The sequence below is a fragment of the Streptomyces sp. NPDC002676 genome (assembly GCF_053592455.1).
Genome location: NZ_JBSFVT010000016.1, coordinates 1 through 17,151 on the forward strand (window position 1 = coordinate 1; position 17,151 = coordinate 17,151).

The 17,151-nt window shown below is 72.4% G+C and carries 19 protein-coding genes and 1 tRNA gene; 8 read left to right on the forward strand and 12 right to left on the reverse strand.

The genetic code is table 11. From position 1 onward, the window contains the following. Positions 1–153: 153 nt before the first annotated feature. Positions 154–957 (forward strand): HAD-IIA family hydrolase, encoded by an 804-nt coding sequence (locus tag ACWD3E_RS32235; RefSeq protein ID WP_451391078.1) that lies wholly within the window; start codon positions 154–156, stop codon positions 955–957. 17 nt (positions 958–974) lie between these two features. Here the strand turns inward: ACWD3E_RS32235 and ACWD3E_RS32240 are convergent, their stop codons facing one another. Further along, entirely contained in the window at positions 975–1,748 is a 774-nt protein-coding gene (locus tag ACWD3E_RS32240; RefSeq protein WP_451391079.1) for a sulfite exporter TauE/SafE family protein, read from the reverse strand. Positions 1,749–1,861: 113 nt separating this feature from the next. Then, positions 1,862–3,049 (reverse strand): thiolase family protein, encoded by a 1,188-nt coding sequence (locus tag ACWD3E_RS32245; RefSeq protein WP_451391080.1) that lies wholly within the window; start codon positions 3,047–3,049, stop codon positions 1,862–1,864. A gap of 210 nt (positions 3,050–3,259) precedes the next feature. Here ACWD3E_RS32245 and ACWD3E_RS32250 point away from each other — a divergent pair, with 210 nt between their 5' ends. Both ACWD3E_RS32250 and ACWD3E_RS32255 read left to right on the forward strand, forming a co-directional pair. Further along, the gene (locus tag ACWD3E_RS32250; RefSeq protein ID WP_451391081.1) at positions 3,260–4,069 is read left to right on the forward strand and encodes an alpha/beta hydrolase; all 810 of its coding nucleotides are present in this window, start codon (positions 3,260–3,262) and stop codon (positions 4,067–4,069) included. 119 nt (positions 4,070–4,188) lie between these two features. Next, complete coding sequence (locus ACWD3E_RS32255; RefSeq protein ID WP_451391082.1) at positions 4,189–4,989, forward strand: SAM-dependent methyltransferase; 801 nt, start codon at positions 4,189–4,191, stop codon at positions 4,987–4,989. 25 nt (positions 4,990–5,014) lie between these two features. Here the strand turns inward: ACWD3E_RS32255 and ACWD3E_RS32260 are convergent, their stop codons facing one another. Next, positions 5,015–5,875, reverse strand: a complete 861-nt coding sequence (locus ACWD3E_RS32260; RefSeq protein WP_451391083.1) for a Cof-type HAD-IIB family hydrolase — start codon at positions 5,873–5,875, stop codon at positions 5,015–5,017. Between the two features lie 127 nt (positions 5,876–6,002). Here ACWD3E_RS32260 and ACWD3E_RS32265 point away from each other — a divergent pair, with 127 nt between their 5' ends. The 5 genes from ACWD3E_RS32265 (at position 6,003) to ACWD3E_RS32285 (ending at position 11,010) form a co-directional block, all read left to right on the forward strand. Next, complete coding sequence (locus ACWD3E_RS32265) at positions 6,003–6,812, forward strand: SAM-dependent methyltransferase (RefSeq protein WP_451391084.1); 810 nt, start codon at positions 6,003–6,005, stop codon at positions 6,810–6,812. A gap of 66 nt (positions 6,813–6,878) precedes the next feature. Beyond that, complete coding sequence (locus ACWD3E_RS32270; RefSeq protein WP_451391085.1) at positions 6,879–8,282, forward strand: glutamine synthetase; 1,404 nt, start codon at positions 6,879–6,881, stop codon at positions 8,280–8,282. Between the two features lie 2 nt (positions 8,283–8,284). Further along, positions 8,285–9,445, forward strand: a complete 1,161-nt coding sequence (locus ACWD3E_RS32275) for an amidohydrolase family protein (RefSeq protein WP_451391086.1) — start codon at positions 8,285–8,287, stop codon at positions 9,443–9,445. Between the two features lie 42 nt (positions 9,446–9,487). Then, on the forward strand, positions 9,488–10,015 hold the full coding sequence (locus ACWD3E_RS32280) for an NUDIX hydrolase family protein (protein WP_451391220.1): 528 nt from the start codon (positions 9,488–9,490) through the stop codon (positions 10,013–10,015). 191 nt (positions 10,016–10,206) lie between these two features. Next, positions 10,207–11,010, forward strand: coding sequence for a COG4705 family protein (locus ACWD3E_RS32285; protein ID WP_451391087.1), 804 nt, complete (start codon positions 10,207–10,209; stop codon positions 11,008–11,010). A 93-nt stretch (positions 11,011–11,103) separates the two neighbouring features. Here ACWD3E_RS32285 and ACWD3E_RS32290 read toward each other — a convergent pair. The 9 genes from ACWD3E_RS32290 to ACWD3E_RS32330 form a co-directional block, all read right to left on the reverse strand. Beyond that, positions 11,104–11,177, reverse strand: a tRNA-Pro gene (locus tag ACWD3E_RS32290). Positions 11,178–11,255: 78 nt separating this feature from the next. Next, entirely contained in the window at positions 11,256–11,615 is a 360-nt protein-coding gene (locus tag ACWD3E_RS32295; protein WP_451391088.1) for an MmcQ/YjbR family DNA-binding protein, read from the reverse strand. A 30-nt stretch (positions 11,616–11,645) separates the two neighbouring features. Beyond that, the gene (locus ACWD3E_RS32300; RefSeq protein WP_451391089.1) at positions 11,646–12,548 is read right to left on the reverse strand and encodes a LysR family transcriptional regulator; all 903 of its coding nucleotides are present in this window, start codon (positions 12,546–12,548) and stop codon (positions 11,646–11,648) included. Positions 12,549–12,578: 30 nt separating this feature from the next. Further along, positions 12,579–13,778, reverse strand: a complete 1,200-nt coding sequence (locus ACWD3E_RS32305; RefSeq protein ID WP_451391090.1) for a glycine C-acetyltransferase — start codon at positions 13,776–13,778, stop codon at positions 12,579–12,581. Between the two features lie 75 nt (positions 13,779–13,853). Further along, positions 13,854–14,882 carry an L-threonine 3-dehydrogenase gene (gene tdh / locus ACWD3E_RS32310; protein WP_451391091.1) on the reverse strand — a complete coding sequence of 343 codons (1,029 nt, stop codon included), beginning with the start codon at positions 14,880–14,882 and terminating at the stop codon, positions 13,854–13,856. A gap of 188 nt (positions 14,883–15,070) precedes the next feature. Beyond that, on the reverse strand, positions 15,071–15,643 hold the full coding sequence (locus ACWD3E_RS32315) for a GAF domain-containing protein (protein WP_451391092.1): 573 nt from the start codon (positions 15,641–15,643) through the stop codon (positions 15,071–15,073). Positions 15,644–15,764: 121 nt separating this feature from the next. After that, positions 15,765–16,364 (reverse strand): GTP-binding protein, encoded by a 600-nt coding sequence (locus ACWD3E_RS32320; protein WP_451354406.1) that lies wholly within the window; start codon positions 16,362–16,364, stop codon positions 15,765–15,767. Beyond that, entirely contained in the window at positions 16,342–16,719 is a 378-nt protein-coding gene (locus ACWD3E_RS32325; protein ID WP_451391093.1) for a DUF742 domain-containing protein, read from the reverse strand. The genes ACWD3E_RS32320 and ACWD3E_RS32325 overlap by 23 nt, the downstream gene beginning before the upstream one ends. Beyond that, a complete protein-coding gene (locus tag ACWD3E_RS32330; RefSeq protein WP_451391094.1) occupies positions 16,716–17,150 on the reverse strand; it encodes a roadblock/LC7 domain-containing protein in 435 nt (144 codons plus the stop codon). Before ACWD3E_RS32330 ends, ACWD3E_RS32325 begins: the two co-directional genes overlap by 4 nt. Position 17,151 lies beyond the last annotated feature (1 nt).

A 17,151-nucleotide genomic window follows, 5' to 3' on the forward strand; every position in this document is an offset into this window, starting at 1 on the left:
GTGGTGACCCGGACGCCGGGACGGGCGGCGAGGTCGGCGGCGAGGCGGCGCGCCTCGGTGGTGCCGCCGAGGATCAGGACGTGCACGGGCATGAGAGTGAGCGTACGAGGTCGTACCGGCCGTTCCGGAGCCCGGGTCGCTACGGTCTGAGGCATGGAGTCCGTGCGTGCCGTGCTCATCGACATCGACGGTGTCCTCACCATGTCCTGGAAGCCGCTGCCGGGTGCGGTGGAGGCGGTGCGCGCGATCCGCGCGGCCGGGCTCGGTGTGGCTCTGGTGACCAACACGACGTCCCGTACGCGGGCGTCGATCGCCGCGACCCTGTCGGAGGCCGGGTTCGAGGTGAGCGCCGAGGACGTGCTCACGGCGCCCGCGGCCACCGCAGCCCACCTCGCCGCGCACTTTCCGGGCGCCCGCTGCGCCCTCCTGAACAGCGGGGACATCGCGGAGGACCTCACCGACGTCACCCTGGTCGACGAGGAGCGCCCGGACATGGACGTGGACGTAGACGTGGTCGTGCTCGGCGGCGCCGGGCCCGAGTTCGGCTACGCGGCGCTCAACCGGGCCTTCGGGTACCTCCAGCAGGGGGCGCGGCTGGTCGCCATGCACCGCAGCCTGTACTGGCGCACCGACGCCGGGCTGCAACTGGACTCGGGGGCCTTCCTGCTCGGGCTGGAGCGGGCCGCGCGCGTCGAGGCGGAGGTCACGGGCAAGCCGTCCCCGGCGTTCTTCGGAGCGGCGCTGGCCCGGCTGGGGGTGGGCGCGGACCGGGCGCTGATGGTGGGCGACGACATCGAGTCGGACGTCCTCGCGGCGCAGCGCGCCGGGATCACGGGGGTGCTGGTCAGGACGGGGAAGTACCAGCGGGAGACCGAGGAGAGCGCCGGCGGTACGCCCGACCATGTTGTGGACTCGTTCGCGGACCTGCCCGCGCTGCTGGGGCTGGAAGGCGTCTAGGCCCTGTCGTCGAGGGCCTAGCGCAGGAGCAGTTGTACGCCGCCCACGATCGTCGCCGCGATCACGATCTGCTCGAAGAGCCGCTGGTTGATCCGGTTCACAGCCCATTTGCCGAACAACGCCCCGGGCACGACGAACACGGCGAGCGCGGCGTCAAGGAGCAGGGAGCGGCCGTCGATCAGCCCGAGGCCGACGCTGAAGGGCACCTTGGACACGTTCACGATGAGGAAGAAGAACGCCGACGTACCGAGGAAGCCGAGCTTCCGGAAGCCCGCCGAAAGGAGATACATCGACATCACCGGCCCGCCCGCGTTGGCGACCATCGTCGTGAAGCCGCCGAGGACGCCGTACGAACGGGCCCTCGTCCGGCCCGCCCGGGTGGTCACCGCGTCCGGCTCCTCCCCCGCCTCCGCCCGGCGCCGCCGCCACAGCGTGACCCCGGTCATCAGCAGCAGGATCGCGCCGATCGAGGTCCGTACGACTCCGTCGTCGGCCCACATCAGGAACAGCGTGCCGGCCACCACGCCGACCGCCACCGCCGGGAACAGCCGCCACAGCGTGGGCCAGTGGGCGTGCCGCCGGTAGGTGAGGACGGCGAGCACGTCGCCGGCGATCAGGACCGGCAGCAACACCCCGGTGGAGGCGCGGGCGGGCAGCACGGCCGCGAAGATCGCGAGGCTGACCGTGTTGGCCCCGCTCACCGCGGACTTGGAGAAGCCCACGATCAGGGCCGCGAAGGCGAGGGCGGCGAACTCCCAGCCGGTTATGTTCCAGAGCGTCATCGTGTTCATGCGGACACCGATGCTATGCGCACGCATCCCGCCCGCATGAGCCGCGTCCCGCCTGGTGGCTGCGGGCCCCGGAAAAGCCCCTGGCTCCCCTTGCGGGGAGCCCCCGTCGCCCCCTAGTGCCGCTCGACCAGCACCGCGCTCCCCTGCCCCACGCCCACGCACATCGTCGCCAGCCCCCGCTCCGCGCCCGTGCGGCGCATGCGGTGCAGCAGCGTGGTGAGGATGCGGGCGCCGGAGCAGCCGAGCGGGTGGCCCAGGGCGATCGCGCCGCCGTAGGGGTTCACCAGCTCGGGGTCGATGCCCAGCTGGTCGACGCACGCGAGTGCCTGCGCGGCGAACGCCTCGTTGAACTCGGCCTCCTGGAGGTCGCCGGTCGTCCAGCCGGCGCGGGCCAGCGCCTTGCGGGTCGCGGGCACCGGGCCGATGCCCATCACGTCCGGGTGCACGCCCGCCGAGGCGCCGGCGACGTACCGGCCGAGGGATTCGAGGCCCAGCTCGTTCAGCGCCTCCTCGCTGACCAGCAGCAGCCCGGCGGCGCCGTCGTTCATCGGCGAGGCGTTGCCCGCGGTGACCGTGCCGTCGGCGCGGAACGCCGGCTTGAGGCGGGCCAGTTTCTCCAGCGAGGTGTCCTCGCGGACGCACTCGTCCTGCTCGACCACGACGCCGTCCGCCCGCTCAACGGGCAGAAGTTCGTCGTCGAAGTGGCCGTTCTTGCGTGCCGCGGCGGCCAGTTGGTGGCTGCGCAGGGCGAACTCGTCCTGCCGGTCGCGGGAGATGCCGTAGCGCTCGGCGACCTCCTCGGCGGTCTCGCCCATGGCCAGCAGGCCGTGCAGCTCCTTCATGGCCGGGTTGACCAGGCGCCAGCCGAGGCGGGTGTCGTACGTCTCGATGCGGTGGGGCAGGGCCTCGTCGGGGCGGGGCAGCACGAAGGGGGCGCGGCTCATCGACTCCGAGCCGCCCGCGATGACGATGTCGGCCTCGCCCGCCGCGATCGTACGGGCCGCGGTCGTGACCGCCTCCAGGCCGGAGGCGCACAGCCGGTTGACGGTGGCGCCGGGCACGGACTCGGGCAGTCCGGCGAGCAGGGCGGCCATGCGGGCGACGTTACGGTTGTCCTCGCCGGCCTGGTTGGCCGCGCCCCAGTAGACGTCGTCGATCCGGGCGGGGTCGAGCGCGGGCACGTCGGCGACCAGGTGGCGGACCACGGTGGCCGCCAGATCGTCGGGACGCACGGTGGACAGGGCTCCGCGCAGCTTGCCGATGGGTGTGCGGCGGGCGGCTGCGAAGTGGACGGGACGCACGGCTTGGACTCCTGACCTACGACGCTGTGGATCAGCACAGACCTCAGTGGACACGGACCTCGGTGGACGCGGACCCGGTTGTCCTGGACCACGGTCGCACGGGACCGAATTAATTAGCACTGCTAGTTTTGGACTATAGACCGCCCACCCGCTCCCTGGGAAGATCTTCCCCGACCTTCACCCAGACACGCCGAGACAGCCGGAGGAGACATGGCCGAGATCCGCGAGCACACCCTCGACGGCACCCGTGGCGCGATCGCCGTCCGGGAGTGGCCGCACGCCGGCCCCCGCTACCTGGCCCTGCTGGTGCACGGCTACGGCGAGCACGCGGGCCGGTACGACGGGCCGGCCGCCGTCCTCACCGGACACGGGGCCGCCGTGTACGCGCCCGATCACATGGGGCACGGGAAGTCGGCCGGCGAACGGGTGGTGATCGAGGACTTCGAGGACGTCGTCACGGACGTCCACCGCGTGGCCGACCTGGCCCGCGCGGCCCACCCCGGCCTGCCGCTCGTCATGGTCGGCCACTCGATGGGCGGCCTGATCGCGTCGCGCTACGCCCAGCGGTACGGCGACGAGCTGACCGCGCTGGTGCTCTCCGGCCCGGTGATCGGCGCCTGGGAGCTGCCCGGCCGGCTGCTCGCCCTGGACGAGATCCCGGACATCCCGATCAGCCCGGCCGCGCTCTCCCGCGACCCTGCGGTGGGCGCCGCGTACGCCGCCGATCCGCTGGTCTGGCACGGGCCGATGAAGCGGCCGACGCTGGAGGCGTTCGCCCGCACCCTGGAGACCGTCGACAAGGGCGGTGACGTGGGCGCACTGCCGGTGCTGTGGCTGCACGGGGACGACGACCGGCTGGTGCCGCTGCCCGGGAGCCGGGTCGGCGTGGAACGGCTGAGCGGCGGCCGGCTGACCGAGCGGATCTTCACCGGGGCCCGGCACGAGGTGTTCCACGAGACGGACCGGGCGGCGGTCTTCGCGGAGCTGATCCGCTTCCTGGACGCGGCACTTCCGCGCTGACCGGGCACGCGGGAGCGGGGTGGCCGAATCCCGCTCCGCCGGGCCGCGTGACCATGTCACACTGCTCCCCGTACGCCCCCGGGACGAGGGCCGGGGCGGGCCGAGCGGAGGAGCAGGACGTGACGGGGACCGAGCCGACCACCCAGGGCATCGACACCAGCCGGCCGCATCCGGCCAGGGTGTACGACTGGTACCTCGGCGGCAAGGACAACTACCCCGTCGACGAGCAACTCGGCCGCCGGATCACGGCGATCGACCAGGGCGCCGTACGGCACGCGCGCGCCAACCGCGCCTTCATGCACCGGGCCACGCGCGTCGTGGCCGCGGAGCGGGGCATCCGCCAGTTCCTGGACGTCGGCACCGGCATACCGACCGAACCCAACCTCCACCAGATCGCCCAGTCCGTCGCCCCGGACGCCCGCGTGGTCTACGTCGACAACGACCCCATCGTGCTGGCCCACGCGCAGGCGCTGCTGCGCGGCACCCCCGACGGCGTGACGGAGTACGTGCAGGCCGACGCCCGCGATCCACGGGCCATCCTCGAACAGGCCGCCCGCGTCCTGGACTTCGAGCGCCCGGTCGCCCTCTCCCTCATCGCGCTGCTGCACTTCATCGCCGACGAGGACGGCGCCCACGACGTGGTGTCCACTCTGGTCGAGGCGCTGGCCCCGGGCAGCTGTCTGGTCCTGTCCATGATGACGGCCGACCTGGAACCCGAGAAGGTGGCGCAGGGCATCGCGGCCTACCGGGCGGGCGGCGTGACCCTGGTGGCCCGCTCCCGGCCGGAAGTGGCCGCCTTCTTCAAGGGACTTGAGCTGCTGGACCCGGGCGTCGTCTCGGTGGCGGACTGGCGCCGTGAGGACGACTCCGACGGGGACGGGCCGGTCTCGCTGTACGGCGCGGTGGGGCTGAAGTCCTGAGCAACTGCCCCGTTACGCGGACGAGTTACTCCGGTATGCCGAGCACCCGGGCGATGGTGCGCAGCACCCCGTTGTCGTTGTTCGACGGGGCCAGGTGGCGGGCGCGGCGGACGACCTCCGGGTGGGCGTTGGCCATGGCGAAGGACCATTCGGCGGCGTCGAGCATCTCCAGGTCGTTGAGGTAGTCGCCGAACACCATGGTCTGCGCGGGCGTGATGCCCAGCTCGCGCTGGAGGCCTCGCAGGGCGGCGCCCTTGTCGGCGGTGCGGTTCATGACGTCGACCCAGTGCTCGCCGGAGACGACGACCCGGTGGGTGGCGGCGAAGTCCCGCAGGGCCGGGGCGGTGGTGTGCTCGGCGGAGCCGAAGTCGAAGAGCGCCACCTTGATCACGTCGTCGTCGACGGCGGTGACGTCCTCGACGATCCGGTGCTCGACGTAGTAATGACGCACCTGCGCCAGGAACGCCTCGTCGGTCCGCTCCACGTACGCCGACCGCTTGCCGCAGACCACCGCGCCCACGTCCACGCCGTCCGCGACCAGGCGCCGTACCGCCCGGGCGACCCCGGCGGCCACCGCACGGTCGAGCGGGTCGGAGCTGAGCTCGACGCCGTCCCGGACCACGTAGGTGCCGTTCTCCGCGATGAACACCATGCCCTCGGCGACGTCCGCGAACTCGCGGGCCAGCGTGGCGTACTGGCGACCGCTCGCCGGGCTGAAGACAACTCCGCGCCGGCGCAGTTCGGCGAGCATCGGCCACAGGCCGTCCGGGATGCGCTTGGCGTCGTCCAGGAGCGTGCCGTCCATGTCCGTGACGACGAGCCGGATGTCGGCGGCACCGGCGGGCAGGCCGGGGGCTTCTTGCAGGGGCGCGGGGATGGCGGGCATGTCCTTCTTCCGGTCGGGGAGGGATAGGGGTGAGGTGCGGGTACATGTACGGGGTCCAGTGTTCCGGACGGCACGACGACGGCGGACCACCGCACTGCGGAGCACCGCACACGAGAAGGGCGACGACGTGAGCGAGAGCCAACCCCCCGCGGATGCCTCGGCGAGGCTGGACACCTCCGTGGCGCACAACGCGCGGGTGTGGAACTACTGGATCGGCGGCAAGGACAACTACGAGGTCGACCAGCAGGTCGGCGAGCACGTCGCCGGGATGTTCCCGGTGATCCGGGCGGTGGCCCGCGCGGACCGGGAGTTCCTGGGGCGGGCGGTGCGGTACCTGGCCGCCGAGCAGGGGATCCGGCAGTTCCTCGACGTCGGCACGGGTCTGCCGACGGTCGACAACACGCACGAGATAGCGCAGCGCATCGCCCCCGAGTCACGGATCGTGTACGTCGACAACGACCCGATCGTGCTCGTCCACGCCCGTTCGCTGCTGACCAGCTCCCCCGAGGGCGTGACCGACTACGTCGATGCCGACGTGCGCGACCCGGACACCATCGTGCTGCGCGCCGCGGACACCCTGGACCTGACCCGGCCGGTCGGCGTGATGATGCTCGGCATCCTCAACTTCGTCCTCGACACGGACGAGGCCCGGGACATCGTGCGGCGGCTCATGGCGGCGGTGCCCTCCGGCAGCCACCTCGCGCTCACCCACCCCACCTACGACGCCGACGTCGGCGGCGAGGGCAACATCGCCGCGATGGAGTTCTGGAACGCGCACGCCACGCCGCCGATCACCGCCCGCAGCCGGGACGAGATCGCCTCGTTCCTGGACGGGCTCGAACTGGTCGAGCCGGGTCTGGTGCCGTGCTCGCAGTGGCGCGCGGAGTCCGACGCGGCGGCGGTACCGCAGTTCGGCGCGGTGGCCGTGAAACCCTGACCCCGCCCGCCCCCGGCCGTCGAGGAGGGCCCTCGGCCGTCCCCGGGGGCCCGTCGAGGAGGACGTATGACCACCCTTGCCGACCCCGTGCCCGGCGGGCGCCCCGGCGACCTCGGCCGGGTCGCCGCGCTCGGCGCCGGTCTCGCGGCGCGCGGCGTCCGCGGGATCGTGCTCGCGTACGTGGACACCGCGGGCGTCGGCCGGGTGAAGACGATCCCGACGGCGCGGCTGGAGGCGGCGGTCTCCTGGGGTGTCGGGATGTCGCCGGTGTTCGACACGTTCCTCGCCGACGACTCCATCGTCACCACCGACGTCCTCGGCTCCCCGGACGGAGACCTGCGGCTCTATCCCGACCTCGACCGGCTGGTGGTCCTCGCGGCCCAGCCCGGCTGGGCCTGGGCGCCCGTCGACCGGATCACCCAGGAGGGCGAGCGGCACCCCGGCTGCGCCCGGACCTTTCTGCGCCGCATGGTCACGGACGCCGCCGAACGGCACGGCCTCTCCTTCGAGGCGGCCGTCGAGGTCGAGTGGGTGCTCGGGCTCGGCTCGGCGCCCGCCGGGGAGTTCGTCCCGGCCTGCTCGGGACCGGCGTACGGCGCGACCCGGCAGGTGGAGCTGAGCGACCTGACCGCCGACCTGCTGGCCGCGTGCGCGGAGCAGGGCGTGGACGTCCGCCAGATCCATCCCGAGTACGCGGCGGGGCAGTTCGAGATCTCGGTGGGCGCGCTGGACCCGGTGGCGGCGGCCGACCTGAGCGTGCTGGTGCGCCAGACGGTCCGGGCGGTCGCCCAGCGGCACGGCCTGCGGGTGTCCTTCGCGCCCGCCGTGTCCGCCGAGGGCGTCGGCAACGGCGGCCATCTGCACCTGTCCTGCCGGCGCGCCGGGGTCAACCTGCACGCCGGCGGCCCGGGCCGGTACGGCATGACGGCCGAGGCGGAGTCCTTCGCGGCCGGTGTGCTCGCGCATCTGCCCGCCCTGACCGCGGTCACCGCGCCGAGCCCGGCCAGCTATCTGCGGCTCAAGCCCTCGCAGTGGGCGGGGGTGTTCACCGCTTGGGGCCGGGAGACCCGCGAGGCCGCGCTGCGGATGGTGACCGGTTCGGCGGGCCGCCAGGACCAGGAGGCCAACATGGAGATCAAGCCGGTCGACCTGGCCGCCAACCCGTACCTGGCGCTCGGCTGTGTCATCGCCGCCGGGCTCGACGGGCTGACGGCGGCGCTGCCGCTGCCCGGGGAGATCACCGGGGACCCGGCCCGCCTCGGCCCCGAGGAGGCGGCGGCCCTCGGGGTGCGGCGGCTGCCGGTGTCGCTGCCGGAGGCCGTCGAGGAGTTCCGCGCCGACCAGGTGCTGCGGGCCGCGCTGGGCCCGGTCCTGGCGGACGCGGTGAGCGCCGTACGGCTCGGGGAGGCCGCCGCCGTGGCGGGCCTCGACGACGCCCAGGTGGCGGCGGCCTACCGCTGGGTGTACTGACCATGGCGACACTGGCCGCCGCACCGGGACCGGTCCACGAGGCCCTCGCCGCGCTGCCGCTGGTGGACCACCACTGCCACGGCGCCGTCACCGCCGATCTCGACCCCGACCAGTTCGAGTCGCTGATCACCGAGGGCGCGGCCTGGCCCGGGATCTCGCCCTTCGACAGCCCGGTCGGCACGGCCGTACGCCGGCACTGCGCACCCCTGCTGGACCTCCCCCGGCACGCGCCGCCCGCCGACTACCTGGCCCGGCGCTCCGCGCTCGGCTGGCAGGAGGTCAACCGGCGCTTCCTGACGGCGTCCGGCACGGAGGTGTTCTGCGTGGACACCGGCTACGCCCCGCTCCCGCTCACCTCCCCCGCCGAACTGGCCCGGGCCGCCGGGGCCACCGCCTACGAGGTCGTACGACTGGAGCAGCTCGCGGAGGCGGTGGCCGCGCGGGGCGTGGAGGCGGGCGAGTACGCGGCGGTGTTCCGGGCCGCCGCCGAGCAGGCCGTACGGCGGCCGGGCGTGGTGGCCGTCAAGTCGGTCGCCGCCTACCGCACCGGCTTCGCCCTGGACCCGGCCCGCCCCACGGACGCCGAGGTGACCGAGGCGGCCCGGCGCCGGCTCGCGCACGGGAGCCGGCTGACCGACCCGGTGCTGGTACGGCACCTGCTGTGGACCGCCGTCGACCTCGGCCTGCCCCTGCAACTGCACACCGGCTTCGGCGATGCCGACGTACGGCTGCACCGCGCCGACCCCGCGCTGCTGACCGACTGGCTGCACCTGACCGCGGGCACGATCCCGGTCCTGCTGCTGCACTGCTGGCCGTACCAGCGTCAGGCCGCCTATCTGGCCGCAGTGTTCGAGCAGGTGTACCTGGACGTCGGGCTGGCCCTGCACTACACCGGCCCGGCCCGCGCGCGGGCGGTGCTGGAGGAGGCGCTGGAAATCACCCCGTACCGCAAGCTGCTGTACAGCTCCGACGCCTGTGGCGTGGCCGAATTCCACCACCTGGGTGCACTGTCCTTCCGGCAGGGACTGGCCGGATTGCTCCAAGCCCGCGTGGACGCGGACGAGTTGAACCTGCCCGACGCCCTGCGGATCGCGGCCTGGACGGGCCGCGACAACGCCCGCCGGCTCTACGGACCACTCCTATCCGATTCGGCCCGTCACTGAGCGGGCGCCCCACCCGGAAAGTATGATCAAGCAATGTCTGACATGACCGAAACCACGCCCGGCTGGCTGACCACGGACGAGCTGGAAATGGCCAGGGCCCACATGCCGATCCTGTACGTCGAGGCCGTGCCCGTGCGCGTGGACGACAGCGGCGAAGTCACCAGCATCGGGCTGCTGTTGCGTATCGGCCCAGACGGAACGGTCAGCCGGACCCTGGTCTCCGGGCGCGTCCTGCACCACGAGCGGGTCCGCGACGCGCTGCTGCGCCACCTGGAGAAGGACCTCGGCCCGGTCGCCCTGCCGCGCATCCCGGCCTCCCTGCAGCCCTTCACCGTCGCGGAGTACTTCCCGACGGCGGGCATCACGCCCTACCACGATCCGCGCCAGCACGCGGTGTCCCTCGCCTACATCGTGCCGGTGACCGGCGACTGCCGGCCCCGGCAGGACGCGCTGGACCTGGTGTGGTTCAGCCCGCAGGAGGCCGCCTCGGCGGCGCTGCAGAGCGAGATGCCGGGCGGGCACGGGGTGCTGCTGAAGCAGGCCCTCGCGCACGTCGGCGCGCTCTCCTGACACCCGCGCCCCCGCCACCGGTCAACTGATCTTCGTACCAGCCCTTCCGCGGCGCTGACCAGGGGTTTCAGGGAAGCGTTCAGGTTGCGGTCAGGCTCGCGGAGGGCTCGGGAAACACCTGCACCAGAGGCCCCAAAACAATGGCAAAGGGGGCTGGGGAAAGGACAGTTGGCCGTGCGAGGGTGCGGCTCATGAGCACAGAGCACGTCCTCGACCGACGGCCCCGCGGCCATGCCCGCGTCCGCGCCCGCGAGAGCGCGAACAAGGTGCCGGAGGTCACCGTCTACTTCTGGATCATCAAGGTCCTCACCACCGGCATGGGCGAGACCGCGTCGGACTTCCTGGCCCACCTGTTCGGCCCGGTCCCGGCGGTCGGTCTCGGCGCCGTCGCCTTCACGGCCTCGCTGGTGCTCCAGTTCGCCGTGCGCCGGTACGTCGCCTGGATCTACTGGACGGCGATCGTCATGGTCAGCGTGTTCGGCACGATGGCCGCCGACGTGCTCCACGTGGGCCTGGGCGTCCCCTACGCCCTGTCCACCCCGCTCTTCATGACCGCCCTGGCGGCCGTCTTCGCCTTCTGGTACGCCAGTGAGCGGACCCTGTCGATCCACAGCATCCGCACCCGCCGCCGCGAGGTCTTCTACTGGGCGGCCGTGCTCGCCACCTTCGCGCTCGGCACCGCGGCGGGCGACCTCACCGCGACCGCCGGCCTGGGCTACCTGGGCTCGATCGTCCTGTTCGCGGCGGCGATCTGCGTCCCGGCCCTCGCCCACCGGGCGGGCGTCCTCGGCGCGGTGGCCGCGTTCTGGACGGCGTACGTCATCACCCGCCCGCTCGGCGCCTCGATCGCCGACTGGATGGCCCTGCCCGGCTCCCGCGGCGGCCTGGGGTGGGGGCTCGGCCCGGTCACCCTGTCCTGGACGGTGGCGATCCTGGGCTTCGTCGCGTACCTGACGGCGTCGCGCCGGGACACCGAGGCGGCCGGCCTTGCGTGAGGGTGCGTCGCCCGGCTGATCCAGTCGGCCCACAACGGTCGAGGGCCGTTCCGGATCACTCCGAAACGGCCCTCGATCTGCGACTTTCACAAGTCGGGACGACAGGATTTGAACCTGCGACCCCTTGACCCCCAGTCAAGTGCGCTACCAAGCTGCGCCACGTCCCGTTGCCGTTTGACCTGGGGTTTCCCCGGTCGAAACGCGCAGGGAAACAATACCGCACTCGGGTCGGTGGTCACGCCCCCTTATCGCCCGCCCGGCAGACCCAGCTCGGGGTGGGCGTCCAGGAGCCGGGGCGGGGCCGCCTGGCGCCAGGAGTCGGCGAGGATGTCCCGCAGCTCGTCCTCGTCCTCCAGCGCGGCGAGCCGGGCTCGCACCCAGGCGAACTGGGCCTCGTGGCCGGCGATCCAGAACTTCTCCGGCTCGGCCATGACCAGTTCGTCGCGCTCGTCCTTGGGGCAGCGCACGGCGATGGACGTCTCGTCCTCGGGCAGGGTGGCGAACATCTTCCCCGCCACCCGGAACGTGGGCATGCTCCAGGCGATCTTCTCCGTGGTGTCCGGCAGGGACAGGGCGATACGGCGTACGTCTTCTGCGTCCGGCATGCCACGCACCGTAACCCGTGCCACTGACAGTCAGCCCTGGGCGGCCTGGCCCAGGGCCTCCAGCACCGGGCGGATCAGCGGATGCCCCTCGGCTCCGCGCCGTACGGCCGCGAAGACGCGGCGGGTGGGGGCCACGCCGTCGACCGGACGGACGACCACGCCCGTGAGGTCCACGCCGCGCAGCGCGGAGCGGGGCACGAGGGCCACGCCCGCGTCGGCGGAGGCCAGGGCGATGACGGCACGGAAGTCGTCGGAGGAGTGTTCGAGGCTGGGCTGGAAGCCGGCGTTCTCGCAGGCGAGGACGACCACGTCGTGGCACGGGTTGCCCGGGTACGGGCCGATCCAGGGGTCCTTCGCCAGCTCGGCGAGCGGCACTTCGGGGGCGTCCGCGAGGCGGTGGCCGACCGGGACGACCGCGTCGAAGGGTTCGGCGTACAGCGGGACGTGGGTGAGCCGGGGGTCGTCGGCGGACGGTGCGCCCCGGTACTCGACGGCCACGGCCACGTCCACCTGCCGGTCCAGGACCATCGGCAGGCTGGCGTCGCCCTCGGCGTCCCGTACCCGGATGCGTATGCCGGGCGAGATGGCGGCGAGCCGGGCCACGGCCGGGGCCACCACCTGGGCGATTCCGGTCGCGAAGGCCGCCACGGTGACCGTGCCGGCCTCCCCCGAGCCGTACGCGGCCAGCTCCGCCTCCGCGCGCTCCAGCTGGGCGAGGACCGCGTTGGTGTGGCTGAGCAGGATCTCGCCGGCCGGGGTGAGCCGGACGCCCTTGGCGCCGCGCTCGACCAGGCGGTGGCCGGTCTCCTGCTCCAGGGCCGTCAGCTGCTGCGAGACGGCCGAGGGGGTGAGATAGAGCGCGGCGGCAGCCGCGGTCATCGTACGGTGGTCGGCCACCGCACGGAGGATGTGGAGCCGCCGCGCTTCGATCATGGGTGAATTATCGCAAGCCGGACGGGTTGGTCAGCCCTCCAGCTCGGCGCGGGCCGCGACGAAGGCGTCCACGGCACGGTTGACGTCGTCCGTCGAGTGCGCGGCGGACAGCTGGACGCGGATGCGGGCCTGGCCCTGTGGGACGACCGGGTAGGAGAACCCGATCACGTAGACGCCCCGCTCCAGCAGCAGCTCGGCCATGCGGGCCGCCTTCGCCGCGTCACCGATCATGACGGGCGCGATGGCGTGGTCACCGGGGAGGATGTCGAAGCCCTCGTCGGTCATCCGGCGGCGGAACAGGGCGGTGTTCTCGTTCAGGCGCACGCGCAGGTCGTCGGCCGCCTCCAGCAGGTCGAGGACCTTGAGCGAGGCCGCCGCGATGACCGGGGCGAGCGTGTTCGAGAAGAGGTACGGCCGCGAGCGCTGGCGCAGCAGCGCGACGATCTCGGCGCGGGCGGCGACGTAGCCGCCCGAGGCGCCGCCGAGGGCCTTGCCGAGGGTGCCGGTGATGATGTCGACGCGGTCCATCACGCCGTGCAGCTCGGGGGTGCCGCGGCCGGTGGGGCCGACGAAGCCGACGGCGTGCGAGTCGTCGACCATGACCATGGCGTCGTAGCGGTCGGCGAGGTCGCAGATCTCGGCGAGCGGGGCGACGTAGCCGTCCATGGAGAAGACGCCGTCGGTGACGATCAGCTTGCGCCGGACGCCGCCCTCCGTCGCCTCCTTGAGCTTGGCCTCCAGGTCCGCCATGTCGCGGTTGGCGTAGCGGAAGCGGCGGGCCTTGGACAGGCGGATGCCGTCGATGATGGAGGCGTGGTTGAGGGCGTCGGAGATCACCGCGTCCTCCTCGCCGAGCAGCGTCTCGAAGACACCGCCGTTGGCGTCGAAGCAGGAGGAGTACAGGATCGTGTCCTCCTGGCCGAGGAAGGCCGCGAGGCGGGACTCCAGCTCCTTGTGCACCTCCTGGGTGCCGCAGATGAAGCGTACGGAGGCCATGCCGTAGCCCCAGCGGTCCAGGGCCTCGTGGGCGGCGGCGACCACCTCGGGGTGGTCGGCGAGGCCGAGGTAGTTGTTGGCGCAGAAGTTGAGGACCTCGCCGGGACGGCCGCCGGCGGTGACGTTGACGGTCGCGGACTGCGGGGTGTCGATGACGCGCTCGGGCTTGTGCAGTCCGGCGGCGCGGATCTCGTCGAGGGTGGCGCGCAGGTCGTCACGAACAGAGGCGAACATGAGGGGCTCCATCAAGTACGGGGGCGAGTGGGCCGGAGGGGCTTGTGCGCCCCGGAGGCGAACCGGGCCTGAAGATCAGACGGTCCAGTCGAGGATGACCTTGCCGCCCTTGCCGCTGGCGGCGTCGGCGAAGGCCGCCTCGTAGTCGCGGTAGTCGTAGCGGCCGGTGATCACGGGGGCGAGGTCGAGGCCGCCCTCCAGCAGCACCGACATGGCGTACCAGGTCTCGAACATCTCGCGGCCGTAGATGCCCTTGATGGTGATCATCGAGGTGACGACGCTGGCCCAGTCGACCGCGAACTCCTCGGCCGGCAGGCCGAGCATGGCGATCCGGCCGCCGTGCGTCATGTTGGCGATCATGTCGCGCATGGCCTCGGGCCGGCCGGACATCTCCAGGCCGATGTCGAAGCCCTCGCGCAGGCCCAGCTCCCGCTGTCCGTCGGCGATCGAGGTCCGGGAGACGTTCAGGGCGAGGCTCACGCCGATCTTGCGGGCCAGGTCCAGGCGCTCCTCGCTGACGTCGGTGATGACGACGTTACGGGCGCCCGCGTGCCGGGCCACGGCGGCGGCCATCAGGCCGATGGGGCCCGCGCCGGTGATCAGGACGTCCTCGCCGACCAGCGGGAAGGACAGCGCGGTGTGCACGGCGTTGCCGAACGGGTCGAAGATCGCGGCGACGTCGAGGTCGACGGGGACGCGGTGCACCCAGACGTTGGACGCGGGCAGCGCGACGTACTCGGCGAAGGCGCCGTCGCGGCCGACGCCGAGGCCGATGGTGGCCCTGCACAGGTGACGGCGGCCGGCCAGGCAGTTGCGGCACTTGCCGCACACCAGGTGGCCCTCTCCGCTGACCCGGTCGCCGATCCCGATCTCCGTGACGTCACGCCCGACCTCGACGACCTGCCCGACGAACTCGTGGCCCACCACGAGCGGGGTGCGGATCGCCTGCTGGGCCCAGCCGTCCCAGGCACGGATGTGCAGGTCGGTGCCGCAGATACCGGTCCGCATGACCTTGATCAGCACATCGCCGGGACCGATCTCGGGCTCCGGGACGTCCGTGAGCCAGAGCCCCGGCTCTGCCTTCTCCTTGACCAGCGCCTTCAACGCTACGGCTCCTGTGGGTGAGGTCCCGGGACGCGGGCATGGCGAAGCAGCCCGCACCGGGGAAGAGGAGTGGAATCACTACGCAATCTGCCGTATGCGCGGGCCGGAATCCATCGAGCTTTTCTTAACCACCGCCTCAGCTTTCCTTCACGCCTCCCGTTTTCCCAGGCAGGCCACCACCCTTCGATTCACAGGGGCAGCCCGTCCTCGGCGCTTCGTTCGAGTCGTACGACGAGATCGGCGGCGAGCGTCTTGACGGTGTCCAGGACGTTCCTCCCCCACGCCCTGGGCGCCCTGTCGGCCACACACACGGTGCCGAGCACCATGCCGGAGCTGTCGATGAGCGGGGCACCCAGATACGCGTGGATGCCGTATTCGTCCACGACCGGATTCCCGGCGAACCTCGGGTAGTCGCGGACGTCCTCCAGCACCAACGCCTTGCGGCGGACCACCACATGGGGGCAGAACCCGTGCGCGCGCGGGAGGACCCGGCCCACCTCGGCGCTGCTGCCGTCCGCCCGGACGGCCGGGGCGGCGGGGGTGGCGAGGCCCGCGAAGAACTGGTGCTCCTCGCCGATGAAGTTGACCATTGCGTACGGCGCTGCGACCAGCCGGGCGAGGTGGTCGGCGAAGGCGTCGAGCGCGGGTTCGGGCCGGTCCACCAGGCCGAGTCGGCGCAGCCGGTGGACCCGGGCGGGAGCTTCCTTGTCCTCGGGGGTGAGCAGCAGACCCCTGACCGGCCGGGGCGGCTCGTAGCTCATGGCCGTACTCCGTCTGGCCTTGCTCCCTCGGACCTTGCTCTGTCTGGTCGTGCTCTGTCTGGCCATGTTCCGTCGCTGTGGACGTTCCTCATAGGGCGGCTCCGTGGGCAGTGTGGCCGGATCACATGTGGGCGCCGTGGCTGGGCGCGGGCTCCGGGGTGTGGGCGAGGAGGTGATGGACGAGGGTGAGCAGGGTCTGGACGCCGGAGCTGGAGATGCGCGCGTCACAGTGGACGACCGGGACCTCCGGGTCGAGGTCGATGGCGGCACGCACCTCGTCGGGGTCGTAACGGTGGGCGCCGTCGAACTCGTTGACGGCGATGACGAAGGCGAGGCCGCGCTCCTCGAAGAAGTCCACGGCGGCGAAGCAGTCCGCCAGGCGCCGGGTGTCGGCGAGGATCACCGCGCCGAGCGCGCCCTCGGACAGCTCGTCCCACATGAACCAGAACCGCTCCTGGCCGGGCGTGCCGAACAGGTACAGCACGTGTTGCGGATCGAGGGTGATCCGGCCGAAGTCCATGGCCACCGTCGTCTCGACCTTGTTCTCGATGCCGTCGAGACTGTCCGTCGCCGCACTGACCGTGGTGAGCAGCTCCTCCGTACTCAGCGGGGCGATCTCGCTGACCGCGCCCACGAAGGTCGTCTTGCCGACCCCGAACCCGCCCGCCACGAGAATCTTGAGCGCGGTGGGGAACGGGTCAGAGCTGTCGTCGTAGTCCATCGAGCACTGCCTCCAGCAGGGACCGGTCAGTGGGGTTGTGGTGGTACGCGGGTGGCTTGGTGGTGAGCGCCCCGCAGTCGACGAGGTCCGAGAGCAGCACCTTGGTGACCACCGCGGGCAGTTTGAGCTGCGCGGCGGCCTCGGCGACCGAGACGGGCGCCCGGCACAGGTCGAGTACCTGGACGTGCTCGGGGCCGAGGTAGCCGAGCGGGGTGACGCCGGTGGACATCACCTGGGACATCAGGTCGAGGGCGATGCTGGGCTCGGTACGGCCGTTGCTGACCGTGAACGGGCGCACCAGCCGTCCGGCGGCGTCGTCCAGCCAGGGCCCGTCGCCGGCCGCGGCGGCCCTCAAGGCCTCATCGCCGTGGGTTCGACGGCGTGCTGCCGGGGCGCGGTCATCAGGTAGGGGCGGACGCTCTTGACGAGCATCGCCATCTCGTAGCCGAGGACGGCCGCGTCGGCCTCGCGGCCGGCGAGGACGGCGAGGCAGGTGCCCGAGCCGGCCGTGGTGACGAACAGCAGCGTCGAGTCGAGTTCGACGACGACCTGCCGTACGTCCCCGCCGTCGCCGAACCGGACGCCCGCGCTGCGGCCGAGGGAGTACAGGCCGGAGGCCAGGGCCGCCATGTGGTCGGCACTGTCGGGATCGAGTCCGTGTACGGACTTCACCAGTCCGTCGCAGGACAGGAGCACCGCGCTGCTGGTGTGCGGTACCCGCTGCACGAGGCCGCTCAGCAGCCAGTCGAGGTCGGATGCGTGGGCGGTCGGCGCATCGCTCGCCATG

Coding starts and splice junctions, on each gene's coding strand:
- ACWD3E_RS32235 (WP_451391078.1), top strand. CDS start 154: ATGGAGTCCGTGCGTGCCGTGCTCATCGACATCGACGGTGTCCTCACC.
- ACWD3E_RS32240 (WP_451391079.1), bottom strand. CDS start 1,748: ATGAACACGATGACGCTCTGGAACATAACCGGCTGGGAGTTCGCCGCC.
- ACWD3E_RS32250 (WP_451391081.1), top strand. CDS start 3,260: ATGGCCGAGATCCGCGAGCACACCCTCGACGGCACCCGTGGCGCGATC.
- ACWD3E_RS32260 (WP_451391083.1), bottom strand. CDS start 5,875: ATGCCCGCCATCCCCGCGCCCCTGCAAGAAGCCCCCGGCCTGCCCGCC.
- ACWD3E_RS32270 (WP_451391085.1), top strand. CDS start 6,879: ATGACCACCCTTGCCGACCCCGTGCCCGGCGGGCGCCCCGGCGACCTC.
- ACWD3E_RS32275 (WP_451391086.1), top strand. CDS start 8,285: ATGGCGACACTGGCCGCCGCACCGGGACCGGTCCACGAGGCCCTCGCC.
- ACWD3E_RS32280 (WP_451391220.1), top strand. CDS start 9,488: ATGACCGAAACCACGCCCGGCTGGCTGACCACGGACGAGCTGGAAATG.
- ACWD3E_RS32285 (WP_451391087.1), top strand. CDS start 10,207: ATGAGCACAGAGCACGTCCTCGACCGACGGCCCCGCGGCCATGCCCGC.
- ACWD3E_RS32295 (WP_451391088.1), bottom strand. CDS start 11,615: ATGCCGGACGCAGAAGACGTACGCCGTATCGCCCTGTCCCTGCCGGAC.
- ACWD3E_RS32300 (WP_451391089.1), bottom strand. CDS start 12,548: ATGATCGAAGCGCGGCGGCTCCACATCCTCCGTGCGGTGGCCGACCAC.
- ACWD3E_RS32305 (WP_451391090.1), bottom strand. CDS start 13,778: ATGTTCGCCTCTGTTCGTGACGACCTGCGCGCCACCCTCGACGAGATC.
- ACWD3E_RS32315 (WP_451391092.1), bottom strand. CDS start 15,643: ATGAGCTACGAGCCGCCCCGGCCGGTCAGGGGTCTGCTGCTCACCCCC.
- ACWD3E_RS32320 (WP_451354406.1), bottom strand. CDS start 16,364: ATGGACTACGACGACAGCTCTGACCCGTTCCCCACCGCGCTCAAGATT.
- ACWD3E_RS32330 (WP_451391094.1), bottom strand. CDS start 17,150: ATGGCGAGCGATGCGCCGACCGCCCACGCATCCGACCTCGACTGGCTG.